Genomic DNA, 15,433 nt, shown 5'->3' with positions numbered 1-15,433 from the left:
TAAAAGATGCGGAAGAGAAAAGCTTGAGTGAAGACAAGATTCGCTTAAGAAGAGAATCCGGGTTTGTAGCTCAGCTGGTTAGAGCACACGCTTGATAAGCGTGGGGTCGGAGGTTCAAGTCCTCCCAGACCCACCAAGAACGGGGGCATAGCTCAGTTGGTAGAGCACCTGCTTTGCAAGCAGGGGTCATCGGTTCGATCCCGTTTGCCTCCACCAAGAACTTTACAAATCAAAGGAAGCCTGCTATACTTAGCAGCTTATTTTGATTTGCGAAGTGAAATATCGACGCATCGATCTTTAACAAATTGGAAAGCCGAAATCAACAAACAAAGACAATGAGTTTGTTTTGATTTTTTGTTCTTTGCAAAGGATAAAAAATCTCTCACAAGAGAAAAGAAAACAAACACAGTATTTGGGTGATGATTGTATCGACTTAATCCTGAAACACAAAAGGCAGGATTAAGACACAACAAAGCAGTAAGCTTTATCAAAGTAGGAATTTCAAGTTTGCTTCCCTAGTCAACGGGTAGGCAAACGAAGTCAAAGAGGTTCTTGAAATGATAGAGTCAAGTGAATAAGTGCATCAGGTGGATGCCTTGGCGATGATAGGCGACGAAGGACGTGTAAGCCTGCGAAAAGCGCGGGGGAGCTGGCAATAAAGCTATGATCCCGCGGTGTCCGAATGGGGAAACCCACCTCTTAGGAGGTATCCTTATCTGAATACATAGGATAAGCGAAGCGAACCCGGAGAACTGAACCATCTAAGTACCCGGAGGAAAAGAAATCAACCGAGATTCCGCAAGTAGTGGCGAGCGAACGCGGAGGAGCCTGTACGTGATAACTGTCGAGATAGAAGAACAAGCTGGGAAGCTTGACCATAGTGGGTGATAGTCCCGTATTCGAAATCTCAATAGTGGTACTAAGCGTACGAAAAGTAGGGCGGGACACGTGAAATCCTGTCTGAATATGGGGGACCATCCTCCAAGGCTAAATACTCATCATCGACCGATAGTGAACCAGTACCGTGAGGGAAAGGCGAAAAGAACCCCGGGAGGGGAGTGAAATAGAACCTGAAACCTGATGCATACAAACAGTGGGAGCACCCTTGTGGTGTGACTGCGTACCTTTTGTATAATGGGTCAACGACTTACATTCAGTAGCGAGCTTAACCGAATAGGGGAGGCGTAGGGAAACCGAGTCTTAATAGGGCGAACAGTTGCTGGGTGTAGACCCGAAACCGAGTGATCTATCCATGGCCAGGTTGAAGGTGCCGTAACAGGTACTGGAGGACCGAACCCACGCATGTTGCAAAATGCGGGGATGAGCTGTGGATAGGGGTGAAAGGCTAAACAAACTCGGAGATAGCTGGTTCTCCCCGAAAACTATTTAGGTAGTGCCTCGAGCAAGACACTGATGGGGGTAAAGCACTGTTATGGCTAGGGGGTTATTGCAACTTACCAACCCATGGCAAACTAAGAATACCATCAAGTGGTTCCTCGGGAGACAGACAGCGGGTGCTAACGTCCGTTGTCAAGAGGGAAACAACCCAGACCGCCAGCTAAGGTCCCAAATGATAGATTAAGTGGTAAACGAAGTGGGAAGGCCCAGACAGCCAGGATGTTGGCTTAGAAGCAGCCATCATTTAAAGAAAGCGTAATAGCTCACTGGTCGAGTCGTCCTGCGCGGAAGATGTAACGGGGCTCAAATCTATAACCGAAGCTGCGGATGCCAGTTTACTGGCATGGTAGGGGAGCGTTCTGTAGGCCGATGAAGGTGCATTGTAAAGTGTGCTGGAGGTATCAGAAGTGCGAATGTTGACATGAGTAGCGATAAAGCGGGTGAAAAGCCCGCTCGCCGAAAGCCCAAGGTTTCCTACGCAACGTTCATCGGCGTAGGGTGAGTCGGCCCCTAAGGCGAGGCAGAAATGCGTAGTCGATGGGAAACAGGTTAATATTCCTGTACTTGATTCAAATGCGATGTGGGGACGGAGAAGGTTAGGTTAGCAAGCTGTTGGAATAGCTTGTTTAAGCCGGTAGGTGGAAGACTTAGGCAAATCCGGGTCTTCTTAACACCGAGAAGTGATGACGAGTGTCTACGGACATGAAGTAACCGATACCACGCTTCCAGGAAAAGCCACTAAGCTTCAGTTTGAATCGAACCGTACCGCAAACCGACACAGGTGGGCAGGATGAGAATTCTAAGGCGCTTGAGAGAACTCAGGAGAAGGAACTCGGCAAATTGATACCGTAACTTCGGGAGAAGGTATGCCCTCTAAGGTTAAGGACTTGCTCCGTAAGCCTCGGAGGGTCGCAGAGAATAGGTGGCTGCGACTGTTTATTAAAAACACAGCACTCTGCTAACACGAAAGTGGACGTATAGGGTGTGACGCCTGCCCGGTGCTGGAAGGTTAATTGAAGATGTGCAAGCATCGGATCGAAGCCCCAGTAAACGGCGGCCGTAACTATAACGGTCCTAAGGTAGCGAAATTCCTTGTCGGGTAAGTTCCGACCCGCACGAATGGCGTAACGATGGCCACACTGTCTCCTCCTGAGACTCAGCGAAGTTGAAGTGGTTGTGAAGATGCAATCTACCCGCTGCTAGACGGAAAGACCCCGTGAACCTTTACTGTAGCTTTGCATTGGACTTTGAAGTCACTTGTGTAGGATAGGTGGGAGGCTTTGAAGCAGAGACGCCAGTCTCTGTGGAGCCGTCCTTGAAATACCACCCTGGTGTCTTTGAGGTTCTAACCCAGACCCGTAATCCGGGTCGGGGACCGTGCATGGTAGGCAGTTTGACTGGGGCGGTCTCCTCCCAAAGAGTAACGGAGGAGTTCGAAGGTTACCTAGGTCCGGTCGGAAATCGGACTGATAGTGCAATGGCAAAAGGTAGCTTAACTGCGAGACCGACAAGTCGAGCAGGTGCGAAAGCAGGACATAGTGATCCGGTGGTTCTGTATGGAAGGGCCATCGCTCAACGGATAAAAGGTACTCCGGGGATAACAGGCTGATTCCGCCCAAGAGTTCATATCGACGGCGGAGTTTGGCACCTCGATGTCGGCTCATCACATCCTGGGGCTGTAGTCGGTCCCAAGGGTATGGCTGTTCGCCATTTAAAGTGGTACGTGAGCTGGGTTTAAAACGTCGTGAGACAGTTTGGTCCCTATCTGCAGTGGGCGTTGGAAGTTTGACGGGGGCTGCTCCTAGTACGAGAGGACCGGAGTGGACGAACCTCTGGTGTACCGGTTGTAACGCCAGTTGCATAGCCGGGTAGCTAAGTTCGGAAGAGATAAGCGCTGAAAGCATCTAAGCGCGAAACTCGCCTGAAGATGAGACTTCCCTTGTGGTTTAACCACACTAAAGAGTCGTTCGAGACCAGGACGTTGATAGGTGGGGTGTGGAAGCGCGGTAACGCGTGAAGCTAACCCATACTAATTGCTCGTGAGGCTTGACTCTATCATTTGAAGAACTTCAAAAGATAAAAGCTTACTGACTGATTCAGTCATCACCAAATAATTGATTAAGGCTTTACCGATTTGTAACAGTTTAAGTTTGGCGGCCATAGCGAGTTGGTCCCACGCCTTCCCATCCCGAACAGGACCGTGAAACGACTCAGCGCCGATGATAGTGTGGTTCTTCCATGTGAAAGTAGGTCACCGCCAAACACCCATTCTGAAGCCCCCGACTAATGTCGGGGGCTTTTTACATGCCTGTCGTTTCTGTCGGTTTGGTGATGGGTAACAGGTATTGTATGATTGCCCTGTTGTTATTCTTGAACAAAAGTACCGAAAGTTACGGTTAACTGTTTAGAATATTTGAAATCAAACGATATTTGCGTTAATATGTCGTAAGCATTTATGCGGGTATAGGCTGTTGCCCTATCTGCGTATGTGCAGTGTTTACAGAGTGGGATAAAACCATTCGGTAGACTTTATGACTGATTCAATCAAATATGTTATGGGAAAAAATCTGATGAAGAAATTTTTATTTGGTGCATTTGCCGCCGTCTGTGCAGCGTTCTCTTTGGCTGCCGTGAACATCAATACCGCGTCTTCTGCCGAACTGGAGGCCTTGCCGGGTATCGGCCCGGCTAAGGCGAAATCGATTGTGGAATACCGTCAGAAGAACGGTGCGTTCAAATCGGTGGAGGAGCTGAAAAACGTGAAGGGCATCGGTGATGCGGTGCTGAACAAGTTGAAGGCGGAGGCGACGGTTTCTTCTGCCGCGCCTAAGACCGCACAGCCTGCCGTGAAAAAATAAGCCTGACGGTTAACTGCCGTACGCCGCCCTGATGCCGAACCGTTTGCCGGTTCGGGCTGACGGGCGGCTTTGTATGGGGCCGGGAATAAAACTTGGGCTAATGGGGGGGTATTGGGTAATAGCGTAAGCCGAATCCCTGTGTCTGGGTTTCAGCTGTTGAGTATGGGACTAGTTTGTAAATGCCTCAGGCCGTCTGAAAACTTGAAAGAAGCAGCCGACTGTTAAATATGCGATAATGCGGAAGATTTTATGGGTGTGGTAGAAACATGGTTGTGATTGTCCGACGGGGATGATGTTGGGCAACGATGGAATCGGTTTGCTTGAAACGCCCGCCTGTTGCGGGTTTTTTTATGGGAAGGAATGGTCATGCCTAATCCGCTTTATCGGCAACATATTATTTCAATTTCAGATTTGACGACGGAGCAGCTCGAATTGCTGCTTCAGACGGCCTTGAAGTTAAAAAAGCAGCCTCGTGAAGATTTGCTTGAGGGTAAATTGATTGGATCGTGCTTTTTTGAACCATCCACCCGTACGCGTTTGTCTTTTGAAACGGCGGTACAGCGTTTGGGTGGAAAAGTTATCGGTTTTTCCGATGGTGCGAATACCAGTGCGAAAAAGGGTGAAACGCTTGCGGATACTGCGAGGATTATTTCCAGCTATACAGATGCGATTATTCAGCGACACCCTAAAGACGGTGCGGCCCGTGTGGCGGCTGAATTTTCGAGCGTACCTGTGATTAATGCCGGTGATGGTACCAACCAACATCCGAGCCAGACGCTTTTGGATTTGGTAACGATTTATGAAACGCAGGGCAGTTTGAGCAATTTGAAGATTGCGATGGCCGGTGATTTGAAATATGGCCGTACGGTACACTCATTGTGTCAGGCATTGAAGCGTTGGGGTTGTGAGTTCGCATTTGTATCCCCTCCCAGCTTGGCGATGCCGGACTATATTACCGAAGAGCTGGAGGAGGCCGGTTGCGCTTATCAAGTTTTATCCAGTTTGGAAGAAGCAGTCGAATGGGCGGATATTTTGTACATGACCCGCGTTCAGCGCGAACGTTTTGATGAGCAGGAATTTGCCAAAATTCAGGGTAAATTCAATCTTGATGCGCAGATGTTGGCAAACGCCAAACCTAATTTGCGCGTCTTGCATCCTTTACCAAGGGTAGATGAAATTCATCCGGATGTGGATAAAACACCTCATGCCTATTATTTTGAACAGGCAACCAACGGCGTGTATGCACGGATGGCGATTTTGTCTTTGGTATTGAACGAAGAAGTTTAAGGAGCGAAAGATGGAAAACTCAAAACTCAGCGTTGAAGCGATTGAACAAGGTACGGTAATTGACCATATTCCTGCCGGTAAAGGCTTGGCCATTTTAAGACAGTTTAAGTTGCTGCATTATGGCAGCGCGGTTACAGTCGGCTTTAATTTGCCCAGTAAAACGCAGGGAAGCAAAGACATTATCAAAGTCAGCGGCGTATGGTTGGATGCCAACGCGGCCAACCGTTTGGCTTTATTTGCCCCTGAAGCAGTGGTAAACAAAATCGATCAGTTTAAAGTGATTGACAAACAGCATTTGTCATTGCCGGACGAAATTTCGGAAGTATTCCGCTGCCCGAATACCAATTGTGCCAGTCATGGCGAGCCGGTCATCAGCCGTTTTTATGTCCGTTCACATAATGGTCAGACGCGTTTGAAATGCCATTATTGCGAAAAAACCTTCTCGCGTGATTCGGTTGCCGAAGCCTGATAAAAATCTCAGGCCGTCTGAAAACACGGCTGTGCGGTTTGAGTTGTCTGCTTGATACATTAGTTTCATAAAAAGCAAGATATTAAGCAAATTGCGTTAAAATTACGTTAAAATAATGCCTTCTGAGTTGATGACATCATTTGCTCAAAAGGCATTATTTTTTATAACACGACACGAAATGTAGGAAAACTTATGCACTCATCCATACAAAGCCGGTTTGCCCCAATTTTATACGTCTTGATTTTCTTTGCCGGATTTTTGGCAGCACAAGTTTGGTTTAATCAGCAAGCCTATTTGACCAACCTTCCCCTTTTGGTCACAGCTATTTCTGCCGTTGCATTGGTTTGGTTGATTTGGGCTGTCGTCTCTGCGCGATCCAAAGCAAAAAGCAAGATGTTGCACCGTGAGCAGCTGATTCAAAAAGAAAGCATTCATCCTGTTTTGCATGCGACGTTGCAGCGTTCTGACGGTCAAACGGATTTATTGGTTTTGATTGTCCGCAATAGCGGTAAGGGCTTGGCGAAGAATGTGCGTTTTGAGGTAGAGCCTTTGCCGGATCATTTGCCGAGCAAGCTGGTCGCCGATGCGGTTATGCGCTTGGAGATGTTTTCCTGCGGTGTGGATATGCTGGCATCGGGCGAATTGTATGGCGGCGTGTTTGCAAGCATGTTGGCGCTGGCTGCCGAATTGCCGGATCAGACATTTGGCGGCGTGTTGAAACTGAAGGCCTCTTATGAAAATGCCTTTGGCGATCAATGCACTTCTGAAAGCATTTTGGATTTGAGCATACTGAATTTCAATTTGTCAGAAATTAAATCCAGTGGCGAGCAAAAGCCTCGCAAGAAATTGTTGTATTGATATTCAAAATATGCAGGCCGTCTGAAACCGAAATACTTGTTTTCAGACGGCCTGTTGTTATTTTTCAAATGATTTTTGAAGAAAAAGAGGCGTATCGGGTATAATAATCAAAGAATTCGAAACGGATTGTCAGGATCGGCAAGCCGTCTCATCATTGTCGTATTTCAAAACCTTACTGATATTTTTTCAATAATCTGTTGCTATGTATCGGAACTTTTTCTGATGTTGGCACTGGCGAAATATTCCTTCAGCCATTTACTCTCAGGAAGCTGCTTATGTTAGTGTGTAATCCTTATGAAGTTGTGATCCATGGTACGACCAGCAAAGGCAAGATTTTCCGACCAAGCGACTGGGCGGAGCGCCTGTGCGGTATTTTGTCCTCCTTTACTAAAGACAACCGCCTTTCCTATTCTAATTGGGTGCGCCCGATTTTGGTGGATAATGTCCGTTGCGTAGCGGTCGATAAAAAGTTGGAAGAAGACAATCCGCAAATGTTCCGTTTCTTGATGGACTTTGCGGCGGATAATGATTTGCGCGTGATTGACTGCAAAGCCTTGCTCAAAGAGCAAGAGAGCAAACAGCAGGGTGAAGTGCCGGTTGAGCGCGTTTTGTTGGCTCAGGCGATTGAAGAAAAACATGCCGCCGAGCGTGCCGAAGCGGCCAATGCTCAGCCTGAGCCTCAAGCTGCCGCGCCTGTGGTCGGCGTATTGCGTGAAATTCCGCCGGAAGAAACTGCAACCGCTTTTGCGGCACTGAGCATTTTGCGTTCTTCTTTGACCGATATTCACCGTTTCGTCGAACAAATCAACGAGCATCAGCGCAAAACCGGCTACCGCCTGTTGGGTATTTTTGAAGAAGGCAAACAAAATGCCGTGGCCGTATGCGGCTTCCATGCCGCACATAACTTGGCCAGTGGTTACCATATCCATATTGATGATCTCGTAACCATGCCGCAATGCCGCCAAAAAGGCTATGCTTCTCGCTTGTTGGAAGAAGTACGCAAAATTGGTGCGGAAACCGGGGCAACCAAAATCCATTTGAATGTCCATGTGAACCATGACCGTGCAGATGCCCATCGTCTCTACTTCAAAAACGGATTTGAAATCTGCGCTTACCATTTCCGTTGCGATCCGAAATAATTTTTGTAGAAAGAGAGAAATCTATGTTGAAGATTTTGACCGCGGCTGTTTTGACACTGAGCTTGGCGGCCTGCGCATCAGGCAGCGGACAAGGCAGCTCGCAAATGTATGGTGAGATTAAGGCCGGTGTAGAAACCAGCCATCAACGTTGAGATATACAATGACAAGGCCGTCTGAAATAGGTTTTCCTGTTTCAGACGGCCTTTTTGCAGCTTGCTTAGAGGGTTGTGGAGGTGTCGTCAGTGGCAACAGTCCGATGTAGGCGATACCAATTGTACAGGCGCAAGATGCACAAGAAAGCGATGATGGGCATGCAGGCTGCGGTAACCAGATAACGTGGGTTGCTGAAGTTTAAAACATTGTGCCCGGAAAGCAGCGACAAAGCGGCATGCAACCATTCCCACAAAGATGAAATGCTGAATGCTAAAACAGCCAACAGGCCGAGGGTTCGGAAAATGCCGATGGGCAGGATTTGTTGGCGTAATACGGCGCGGTTGAGTTGGAACAAAACAATCAAACCGAAGCCGATGATGCAGACCATGCCGCCGTTGGCGACGATTTGCAGGCTGTTGAAAGCAATGTCGGGCGTAACGGAAATTGTACCGGACTGGTTGGCGGCGGTTTGTTGCAAATTTAAGCCTTGCATGACATTAAGTACGAAACCGTAGATCAGGTCGGCCAAAACGATGCCGATGGGTAGCGGAGTCAAAAAACGTTTCATGGATCAGTTGAGTATTCTATTAGTATGAGGGAGGCCGTCTGAAAATCAAAAATGACGACGTGAGAGTGTATTGTATCCGATAGAAAAGTAGGTTAATGCAAAAATAAATTTAGTTTAAGTCAGAAAATAATGTAATTTTACGCCAACATTATTGTATTAAGCGTACAATCTCCCTCACTATCAAACGTGGAATCAACAGGAAAGGACGTTTACATGAGCGAATTGCAACGTGATTTAACCCGTATCAGCCACAATACCAAAATTGTCGCCACATTGGGTCCGGGCAGCAACAATGTGCAATTGTTGGAAGACATGATCCGTGTCGGCGGTCTTAATGTCGTCCGTTTCAATTTCAGTCACGGTACTCCGGAGTTCCATGAAGAAAATGCCCGCATCGTGCGCGAAGCTGCGAAACGCGCAGGTCAGGAAGTGGCGATTCTTGCCGACTTGCAAGGCCCGAAAATCCGCGTCGGTAAAATTGCCGGCGGCAGCATCGAGCTGAATAAAGATGAAACCTTAATTTTGGATGCCGCGCTTGAAGGCGAAGGCACACGCGAAGCGGTGGGTTTGGACTACCGCGATTTGCCGAATGACGTCGTTGCCGGCGATGTTTTGTGGCTGGATGATGGCCTGTTGACTTTGACCGTTGAGGCGGTTGAAGGAAGTAAGATTATTACAAGAGTCGAAAACAGCCATGTGCTGAAAAGTAATAAAGGCATCAACAAACGCGGTGGCGGCCTGTCTGCCGGCGCGTTGACCGAAAAAGACTTCCGCGACCTGAAAACGGCGATTGCCATCGGTTGCGACTACTTGGCCATCAGCTTTGTGAAATCTGCCGAAGATTTGCACATCGCACGCGCCAAAGTCGAAGAAGAAATGAAAGGCAGTACAGCCGTACGCCCCGGTTTGGTTTCCAAAATCGAGCGCGTAGAAGCCATTGAAAATCTGGACGAAATCATCCTCGCCAGCGACGGTATTATGGTTGCCCGCGGCGACTTGGCAGTGGAAGTCGGCCATGCCGCCGTTCCTGCCCTGCAAAAACGCATGATCCGCCGCGCCCGCGAGTTGCGTCGCTTCAGCATTACCGCGACCCAAATGATGGAATCCATGATTACCAACCCCGTACCGACCCGCGCCGAAGTGAGCGACGTGGCAAACGCGGTGTTGGACGGCACCGATGCGGTGATGTGTTCCGCCGAAACCGCTGTCGGCGCATACCCGTTTGAAACCGTCAGCCAAATGGCGATTATCTGCGCGGCAGCCGAAAAAGAGCAGGACTCGCTCAACGGCGTTGCCGAACAAGTCGAGTATCCCGAAGCCGTCAGCACCAACTTGGCGATTGCCGGCGGCGCAGTCGGCGTAGCGCGTGCGGTTCACGCCAAAGCGATTGTCGCCCTGACCGAAAGCGGCTCAACCGCCTTCGAAATCAGCCGCCACAACATCACCTTGCCGATTTTCGCCCTGACTCCGAGCATTTCCGCCCAACGCCGCATGGCAATGTATCGCGGCGTGCGTCCGATGATTTTGGCGACCAGTACCGACCACGATACTGCGCTGAACGAAGTGGAAGCTGTGTTGGTCGAACACCAAATTCTGTGTTCCGGCGACCAATACATCATTACAAGCGGCTCGAAAATGCGCGAATCCGGTTCGACCAACACATTGGAAGTGTTGCAAGTCAAATAATCGAATCAATGTTTTACTAAGTGGAAAAAGCAGGCTGTCCGTGGCCTGCTTTTTTTGTATTTTGGGTATTTTTTATGTAAAAAACCGAAAATAATAGGCAAGAATAACGATGTAGTATAGAATTGAGTGCCTATACTAAATCAATAAAGGACGTTTCAGACGGCCTTTTTCTTTGTCCGCTACTTTCACGGTAAACCAAAATGATTCATTTCAATTTGAAAAAAACAGCATTTATTTTAAGCACAGCACTTTTATCTACCGCCGTCCAAGCTTCCGGCTACCACTTCGGCACACAATCCGTTAACGCACAAGGCACGGCCAATGCCGCCGCCGCCGAAGCCGCCGATGCCTCAACCATTTTCTACAATCCGGCCGGTCTGAGCAAAATCGACAGCAGCCAAATTTCCATCAACGCCAATATCGTATTCCCAAGCATTCATTATGAGGCGGAATCTGCGAAACACTTCCGCACGGGTGCCGATGTCAGCGGCTCGACCAGCGGCAAAATTACCGAAACCACCGTTGCTCCGCACGTTTATGGCGCGTACAAAGCCAGTGACGATGTGACTTTGGGTTTGGGCGTGTACGTTCCTTTTGGCTCTGCAACCGAATACGAAAAAGATTCCGTATTGCGCCACAACATCAACAAACTGGGTTTGACCACCATCGCCATCGAGCCGGTAGTCGCGTGGAAACTGAATGAGCAGCATGCTGTTGGTGCCGGTTTGATTGCCCAATATTCCAAAGCCGAATTGCGCAAATACTCCGACTGGGATGCTTCCGGCGCCATCAGCCAGTTGGCCAGCGGTTTGGCTTCTCGTCAAGCAGGCCGTCCCGTTGCTGTCGATGCGACCGGCAAAGCTGACGGTCATGCCGATGTAAAAGGCCACGATTGGGGCTTCGGCTACCAACTGGCGTGGATGTGGGACATCAACGACCGCGCACGCGTGGGTGTGAACTATCGTTCCAAAGTATCGCATACGTTGAAAGGCACTGCCGATTGGGAAGCGGACGGCGCATATGCAAAACGTGCTTGGGATTTGGGTGCAATGGCTGCACGCGGTTATGTGCCGAACGAAAAAGCCAGCGTAAAAATCGTCACGCCTGAGTCCTTGTCTGTTCACGGTATGTACCGAGCCACCGACAAAACCAACCTGTTCGGCGATGTGACTTGGACGCGCCACAGCCGCTTCAACAAAGCCGAGCTGGTGTTTGAAAACACCAAAAAAGTTGTCAACGGCCAATCTGACCGTACCGTCATCACGCCTAACTGGCGCAACACTTATAAAGTTGCATTCGGCGGCTCTTATCAAGTTACCGAACCATTGCAACTGCGTGCCGGTATCGCTTTCGACAAATCACCGGTTAAAAGCGCCGAAGACCGCATGAACAGCCTGCCTGACGGCAACCGTATCTGGTTCTCCGTCGGTGCTAAATATCAACTGGGTAAAAACCATGTTATCGATGCGGCGTACAGCCATATCCACATCAATGATACGGTTTACCGCACCGGCAAAGCCAGCGGCAACGACGTAGACAGCCGTGGTACATCCTCTGCCCGCTTCAAAAACAAAGCGGACATCTTGGGCTTGCAATACACTTACAAATTCAAATAATCGGATTTGAGTTGTGGATAAAAAGGCCGTCTGAAATCTTCAGACGGCCTTTTTGTTGGCAGGAATAGATGGAGCAATCCACAGGCAATAAATGGCGTGCTGGGCTTTTCATATTTCTGATTGAAATGGCAGAACGGAAAAACGATAGAAAAGGGGAAGCCGATTACTGGCTGGAGAAATAAGATATTGTTTGCGCTTTAAACACTGTACTACTAATTTTCTCTAATAGGCAGCAATCAAAAGGCCGTCTGAAAAACAGGTTTCAGACGGCCTTTATTTGCCGGATGGCTGCTAAGAAAGCTCAATCAGCTGCGGACTTCCAGTTCGATTTCTCTTTCTTGTTCGTCTTCAGCCGGTTTGTCCATGGTTTTTTCATCGGCCATATTGTCCAAATCGCGGCCGGGTTCGGAAGCGGTATCGCCGATGGAAACGCTGTTCAGGCTTTCCAAAATAATGGCTGAGGCCAGATGGTCGGATGTGCGGTACACCATTGCCAAACCGATTTCTTCAGCCGGAATGGAAACCAATTCAACCGTATCTTTGTCTTTTGGCTTGCGAATCAGGTTGTTGGACAGATTGACACGGACTTGGCGGCCGCGTTTGTAGAGGCTGACCACAGTGCCTTTGTCCAAGCCGTCGAGTTCGCCTTTATCCAAAGTAATAGTTTGGAACTGGCCGGCTTCGCCCACGCCGTCGAAGATGGAAACGACTTTGGCCTGAATCGGACGGGCAGGGGCGTGAGGCATCACATTGAAGCTGTCGAGGCCTTCGGGCAGTTTCAGCAGATAGTCGTCTTTGCGGATTTCGGAAACGGCTTCTTCGATAACCAAAGGTTGCGCGGATTGGGTGCGCAGCTTCATGGCTTTGTTGATTTGGGTGTAATACTCGTTGCTTTTGAGTTTTTCGTCAGAAGCGCGGGTACGGTTTTCCAAGGCGGAGTCGGTGTAAGGCAACGTATTGGCGATGCCGCTGAACACGACTTCTTGGCCGAGGAATTTGCCGGTTTCCGGATCAGTGATGTTTTTATTGACGCGGTAGGTCAGGTAGCGGCCGGATTCGGTCAGGCCGTATGCGTACACGCGGTTGCCTTGGGTGTAGAGGACGCGGTTGTCGGGGCCTGCAATCAGGCGCGGCGCGTTGGCGGTTTCTTCCGGAGCGATAATCTGCGGATGTTTCATGAACATGCGGTAGAGGTTGACGTTGACGGTCGGAATGCCGTAGCCGGAAGTTTCGCGTACGCGCGGATGCAGTTTGATTACGGGAATGCCGTCTGAACGGGTTTGAGCGTGTTCAAAACCCAGTCGCGGCTGGCCGTTGACGTAGCGTAAAACCAACACCTGACCCGGATAGATCAGGTGCGGATTGCGGATGGCGTTGCGGTTGGCGCCCCAAAGGCGGTTCCATTGCCATGGGCTGTACAGATATTTGCCGGAAATACCCCACAAGGTATCGCCGTTTTTAACGACGTAGCGTTGCGGCGCATTGGGGCGGATTTTTAAAGAAGCTGCCTGAGTGTGGGCAGAAATAGCCATGCCTGCCATGCAAAGCAGGGTTATAATACGTTGTTGCATAACCGTTCCCCTTGAAATCGATTCGGTTTGTCTTCAGATGATAAACAGAGAAGGCTGGAGTTTGCGAAACTGCCGCCCATTCATCAATACGATAACGAACGGCCTCCGTCGCGCTATCTTAACATTTTTCGGCGTTATTTTAGCATTGAATGTTGCTGTCATGACAGGAGATTGTGGCGGCGGAAACCGAATCTGTATGAAAATCACACATCAGCTTTATAAAACGAGAATACTATGGCTTTACTGAACATCCTCCAATACCCTGACGAGCGTTTGCACACGGTCGCCAAACCTGTTGAAAAAATCGACGAGCGCATCCAGACATTGGTTGCCGATATGTTTGAAACCATGTACGAAGCACGCGGTATCGGCTTGGCGGCCACTCAGGTCGATGTACACGAGCGCATCGTCGTGATGGATTTGACCGAAGACCGCAGCGAGCCGCGCGTGTTCATCAATCCCGTCATTGTCGAAAAAGACGGCGAGACGACTTACGAAGAAGGCTGTCTGTCCGTGCCGGGCATTTACGATACCGTAACCCGTGCCGAGCGCGTCAAAGTTGAAGCCTTGAACGAAAAAGGCGAGAAATTCACGCTGGAAGCAGACGGCCTGCTGGCAATTTGCGTGCAGCACGAATTGGACCACCTGATGGGCATCGTGTTTGTCGAACACTTGTCGCAGCTGAAACAAGGCCGCATCAAAACCAAACTGAAAAAACGTCAGAAACACACCATCTGACCTACGCATCGCTTAAAGGCCGTCTGAAAAGACAAAACAGAAGGCAGACTTCGGTTTTCAATCTTTCAGACGGCCTTTTCAGCTGAAACAGTTCGCCCAACGCGCCATTCAAACCATTTCCACAAGGACACAACATGAAAGTCATCTTTGCCGGTACGCCCGATTTTGCCGCCGCCGCCTTGAAAGCCATCGCCGCCGCAGGTTTTGAAATTCCGCTGGTGTTGACCCAGCCCGACCGCCCCAAAGGCCGCGGCATGCAGTTGACCGCATCGCCGGTCAAACAGACTGCCTTGGAATTAGGTTTGACCGTGGCGCAGCCGGAAAAGTTGCGCAATAACGCCGAAGCCCTGCAAATGCTCAAAGATACAGGCGCGGATGTGATGGTGGTGGCTGCGTATGGCTTGATTTTGCCGCAGGATGTGTTGGATACGCCCAAACACGGCTGCCTCAATATCCACGCTTCGCTGTTGCCCCGTTGGCGCGGCGCGGCACCGATTCAACGTGCGATTGAAGCCGGCGACGCCGAAACCGGCGTGTGCATCATGCAGATGGACATCGGCTTGGACACTGGCGATGTGGTCAGCGAACACCGCTACGCCATCCAACCTACAGATACCGCCAACGAAGTGCATGATGCGCTGATGGGTTTGGGTGCGGAAGCGATTGTTGCCGACTTGCAGCGTCTGCAGGCGGAAGGCCGTCTGAACGCGGTTAAGCAGCCCGAAGAAGGTGTTACCTATGCCCAAAAATTAAGCAAAGAAGAAGCGCGTATTGATTGGAATGAAAGCGCGCACATTATTGAACGCAAAATCCGCGCCTTTAACCCCGTACCTGCGGCGTGGGTCGAATATCAAGGCAAACCGATGAAAATCTGGCGAGCCGAAGTCGTGGCCAAACAGGGTAAGGCAGGCGAAGTATTGTCTTGCACTTCAGACGGCCTGCTGGTGGCGTGCGGTGAAAATGCGCTGAACATCACCGAATTGCAGCCTTCCGGCAGCAAACGCATGAGCATACAGGCATTTGCGGCAGGCCGGACGATTGAAGTCGGAACGGTTTTGTAACAGGCTGGAAATCAACGTAGAGGAAAGAAAA

General features: G+C 49.7%; 12 protein-coding genes, 2 tRNA genes and 2 rRNA genes. 14 read left to right on the top strand and 2 right to left on the bottom strand.

The window, feature by feature from the left end; all coding sequences use genetic code 11:
• Positions 1-59: 59 nt before the first annotated feature.
• From KCG55_RS04035 to KCG55_RS10570, 10 genes are all read left to right on the top strand, one after another.
• Positions 60-136, top strand: a tRNA-Ile gene (locus tag KCG55_RS04035).
• 5 nt (positions 137-141) lie between these two features.
• Positions 142-216 (top strand) — tRNA-Ala (locus KCG55_RS04030).
• Positions 217-564: 348 nt separating this feature from the next.
• A 23S ribosomal RNA gene (locus tag KCG55_RS04025) occupies positions 565-3,452 on the top strand.
• A 95-nt stretch (positions 3,453-3,547) separates the two neighbouring features.
• Positions 3,548-3,661 (top strand): 5S ribosomal RNA (rrf, locus tag KCG55_RS04020).
• Between the two features lie 307 nt (positions 3,662-3,968).
• Positions 3,969-4,256 carry a ComEA family DNA-binding protein gene (locus KCG55_RS04015; RefSeq protein ID WP_254322411.1) on the top strand — a complete coding sequence of 96 codons (288 nt, stop codon included), beginning with the start codon at positions 3,969-3,971 and terminating at the stop codon, positions 4,254-4,256.
• 366 nt (positions 4,257-4,622) lie between these two features.
• Positions 4,623-5,543, top strand: a complete 921-nt coding sequence (gene pyrB, locus KCG55_RS04010; protein WP_254323439.1) for an aspartate carbamoyltransferase — start codon at positions 4,623-4,625, stop codon at positions 5,541-5,543.
• A gap of 10 nt (positions 5,544-5,553) precedes the next feature.
• A complete protein-coding gene (gene pyrI, locus KCG55_RS04005; protein ID WP_003684689.1) occupies positions 5,554-6,012 on the top strand; it encodes an aspartate carbamoyltransferase regulatory subunit in 459 nt (152 codons plus the stop codon).
• A 192-nt stretch (positions 6,013-6,204) separates the two neighbouring features.
• Positions 6,205-6,870 (top strand): hypothetical protein, encoded by a 666-nt coding sequence (locus KCG55_RS04000; RefSeq protein WP_254323438.1) that lies wholly within the window; start codon positions 6,205-6,207, stop codon positions 6,868-6,870.
• A 275-nt stretch (positions 6,871-7,145) separates the two neighbouring features.
• A complete protein-coding gene (locus tag KCG55_RS03995) occupies positions 7,146-8,009 on the top strand; it encodes a GNAT family N-acetyltransferase (RefSeq protein WP_070589171.1) in 864 nt (287 codons plus the stop codon).
• 23 nt (positions 8,010-8,032) lie between these two features.
• Positions 8,033-8,161: a hypothetical protein gene (locus KCG55_RS10570; protein ID WP_283255527.1), complete on the top strand. Its 129-nt coding sequence runs from the start codon at positions 8,033-8,035 to the stop codon at positions 8,159-8,161.
• 65 nt (positions 8,162-8,226) lie between these two features.
• Here KCG55_RS10570 and KCG55_RS03990 read toward each other — a convergent pair whose 3' ends face one another.
• Positions 8,227-8,730 carry a hypothetical protein gene (locus tag KCG55_RS03990; protein WP_250581089.1) on the bottom strand — a complete coding sequence of 168 codons (504 nt, stop codon included), beginning with the start codon at positions 8,728-8,730 and terminating at the stop codon, positions 8,227-8,229.
• A 213-nt stretch (positions 8,731-8,943) separates the two neighbouring features.
• Here KCG55_RS03990 and pyk point away from each other — a divergent pair, with 213 nt between their 5' ends.
• Together pyk and KCG55_RS03980 are read left to right on the top strand one after the other, a co-directional pair.
• The gene (pyk, locus tag KCG55_RS03985; RefSeq protein ID WP_063075686.1) at positions 8,944-10,416 is read left to right on the top strand and encodes a pyruvate kinase; all 1,473 of its coding nucleotides are present in this window, start codon (positions 8,944-8,946) and stop codon (positions 10,414-10,416) included.
• Between the two features lie 200 nt (positions 10,417-10,616).
• Positions 10,617-12,032 (top strand): OmpP1/FadL family transporter, encoded by a 1,416-nt coding sequence (locus KCG55_RS03980; protein WP_254323437.1) that lies wholly within the window; start codon positions 10,617-10,619, stop codon positions 12,030-12,032.
• Between the two features lie 305 nt (positions 12,033-12,337).
• On the opposite strand, the gene KCG55_RS03975 is transcribed toward KCG55_RS03980, so the two are convergent.
• On the bottom strand, positions 12,338-13,603 hold the full coding sequence (locus tag KCG55_RS03975; RefSeq protein WP_254323436.1) for a LysM peptidoglycan-binding domain-containing protein: 1,266 nt from the start codon (positions 13,601-13,603) through the stop codon (positions 12,338-12,340).
• A gap of 234 nt (positions 13,604-13,837) precedes the next feature.
• Here KCG55_RS03975 and def point away from each other — a divergent pair, with 234 nt between their 5' ends.
• Positions 13,838-14,341 (top strand): peptide deformylase, encoded by a 504-nt coding sequence (gene def, locus KCG55_RS03970; RefSeq protein WP_003678675.1) that lies wholly within the window; start codon positions 13,838-13,840, stop codon positions 14,339-14,341.
• A 134-nt stretch (positions 14,342-14,475) separates the two neighbouring features.
• The gene (gene fmt, locus KCG55_RS03965) at positions 14,476-15,402 is read left to right on the top strand and encodes a methionyl-tRNA formyltransferase (RefSeq protein WP_254323435.1); all 927 of its coding nucleotides are present in this window, start codon (positions 14,476-14,478) and stop codon (positions 15,400-15,402) included.
• Positions 15,403-15,433: the final 31 nt, after the last annotated feature.

Origin of the sequence: Neisseria subflava, assembly GCF_024205745.1 — a bacterium.
GTDB classification, from domain to species: Bacteria; Pseudomonadota; Gammaproteobacteria; order Burkholderiales; family Neisseriaceae; genus Neisseria; species Neisseria flavescens_B.
This window is presented reverse-complemented; position numbering and strand designations above follow the sequence as displayed.

What these genes read in the sequence shown, in the direction of transcription:
- KCG55_RS03990 (WP_250581089.1), bottom strand. Translation starts at nt 8,730, where the DNA reads ATGAAACGTTTTTTGACTCCGCTACCCATCGGCATCGTTTTGGCCGAC.
- fmt (WP_254323435.1), top strand. Translation starts at nt 14,476, where the DNA reads ATGAAAGTCATCTTTGCCGGTACGCCCGATTTTGCCGCCGCCGCCTTG.
- def (WP_003678675.1), top strand. Translation starts at nt 13,838, where the DNA reads ATGGCTTTACTGAACATCCTCCAATACCCTGACGAGCGTTTGCACACG.
- KCG55_RS04015 (WP_254322411.1), top strand. Translation starts at nt 3,969, where the DNA reads ATGAAGAAATTTTTATTTGGTGCATTTGCCGCCGTCTGTGCAGCGTTC.
- KCG55_RS03980 (WP_254323437.1), top strand. Translation starts at nt 10,617, where the DNA reads ATGATTCATTTCAATTTGAAAAAAACAGCATTTATTTTAAGCACAGCA.
- KCG55_RS10570 (WP_283255527.1), top strand. Translation starts at nt 8,033, where the DNA reads ATGTTGAAGATTTTGACCGCGGCTGTTTTGACACTGAGCTTGGCGGCC.
- pyrB (WP_254323439.1), top strand. Translation starts at nt 4,623, where the DNA reads ATGCCTAATCCGCTTTATCGGCAACATATTATTTCAATTTCAGATTTG.
- KCG55_RS04000 (WP_254323438.1), top strand. Translation starts at nt 6,205, where the DNA reads ATGCACTCATCCATACAAAGCCGGTTTGCCCCAATTTTATACGTCTTG.
- KCG55_RS03975 (WP_254323436.1), bottom strand. Translation starts at nt 13,603, where the DNA reads ATGCAACAACGTATTATAACCCTGCTTTGCATGGCAGGCATGGCTATT.
- KCG55_RS03995 (WP_070589171.1), top strand. Translation starts at nt 7,146, where the DNA reads ATGTTAGTGTGTAATCCTTATGAAGTTGTGATCCATGGTACGACCAGC.
- pyrI (WP_003684689.1), top strand. Translation starts at nt 5,554, where the DNA reads ATGGAAAACTCAAAACTCAGCGTTGAAGCGATTGAACAAGGTACGGTA.
- pyk (WP_063075686.1), top strand. Translation starts at nt 8,944, where the DNA reads ATGAGCGAATTGCAACGTGATTTAACCCGTATCAGCCACAATACCAAA.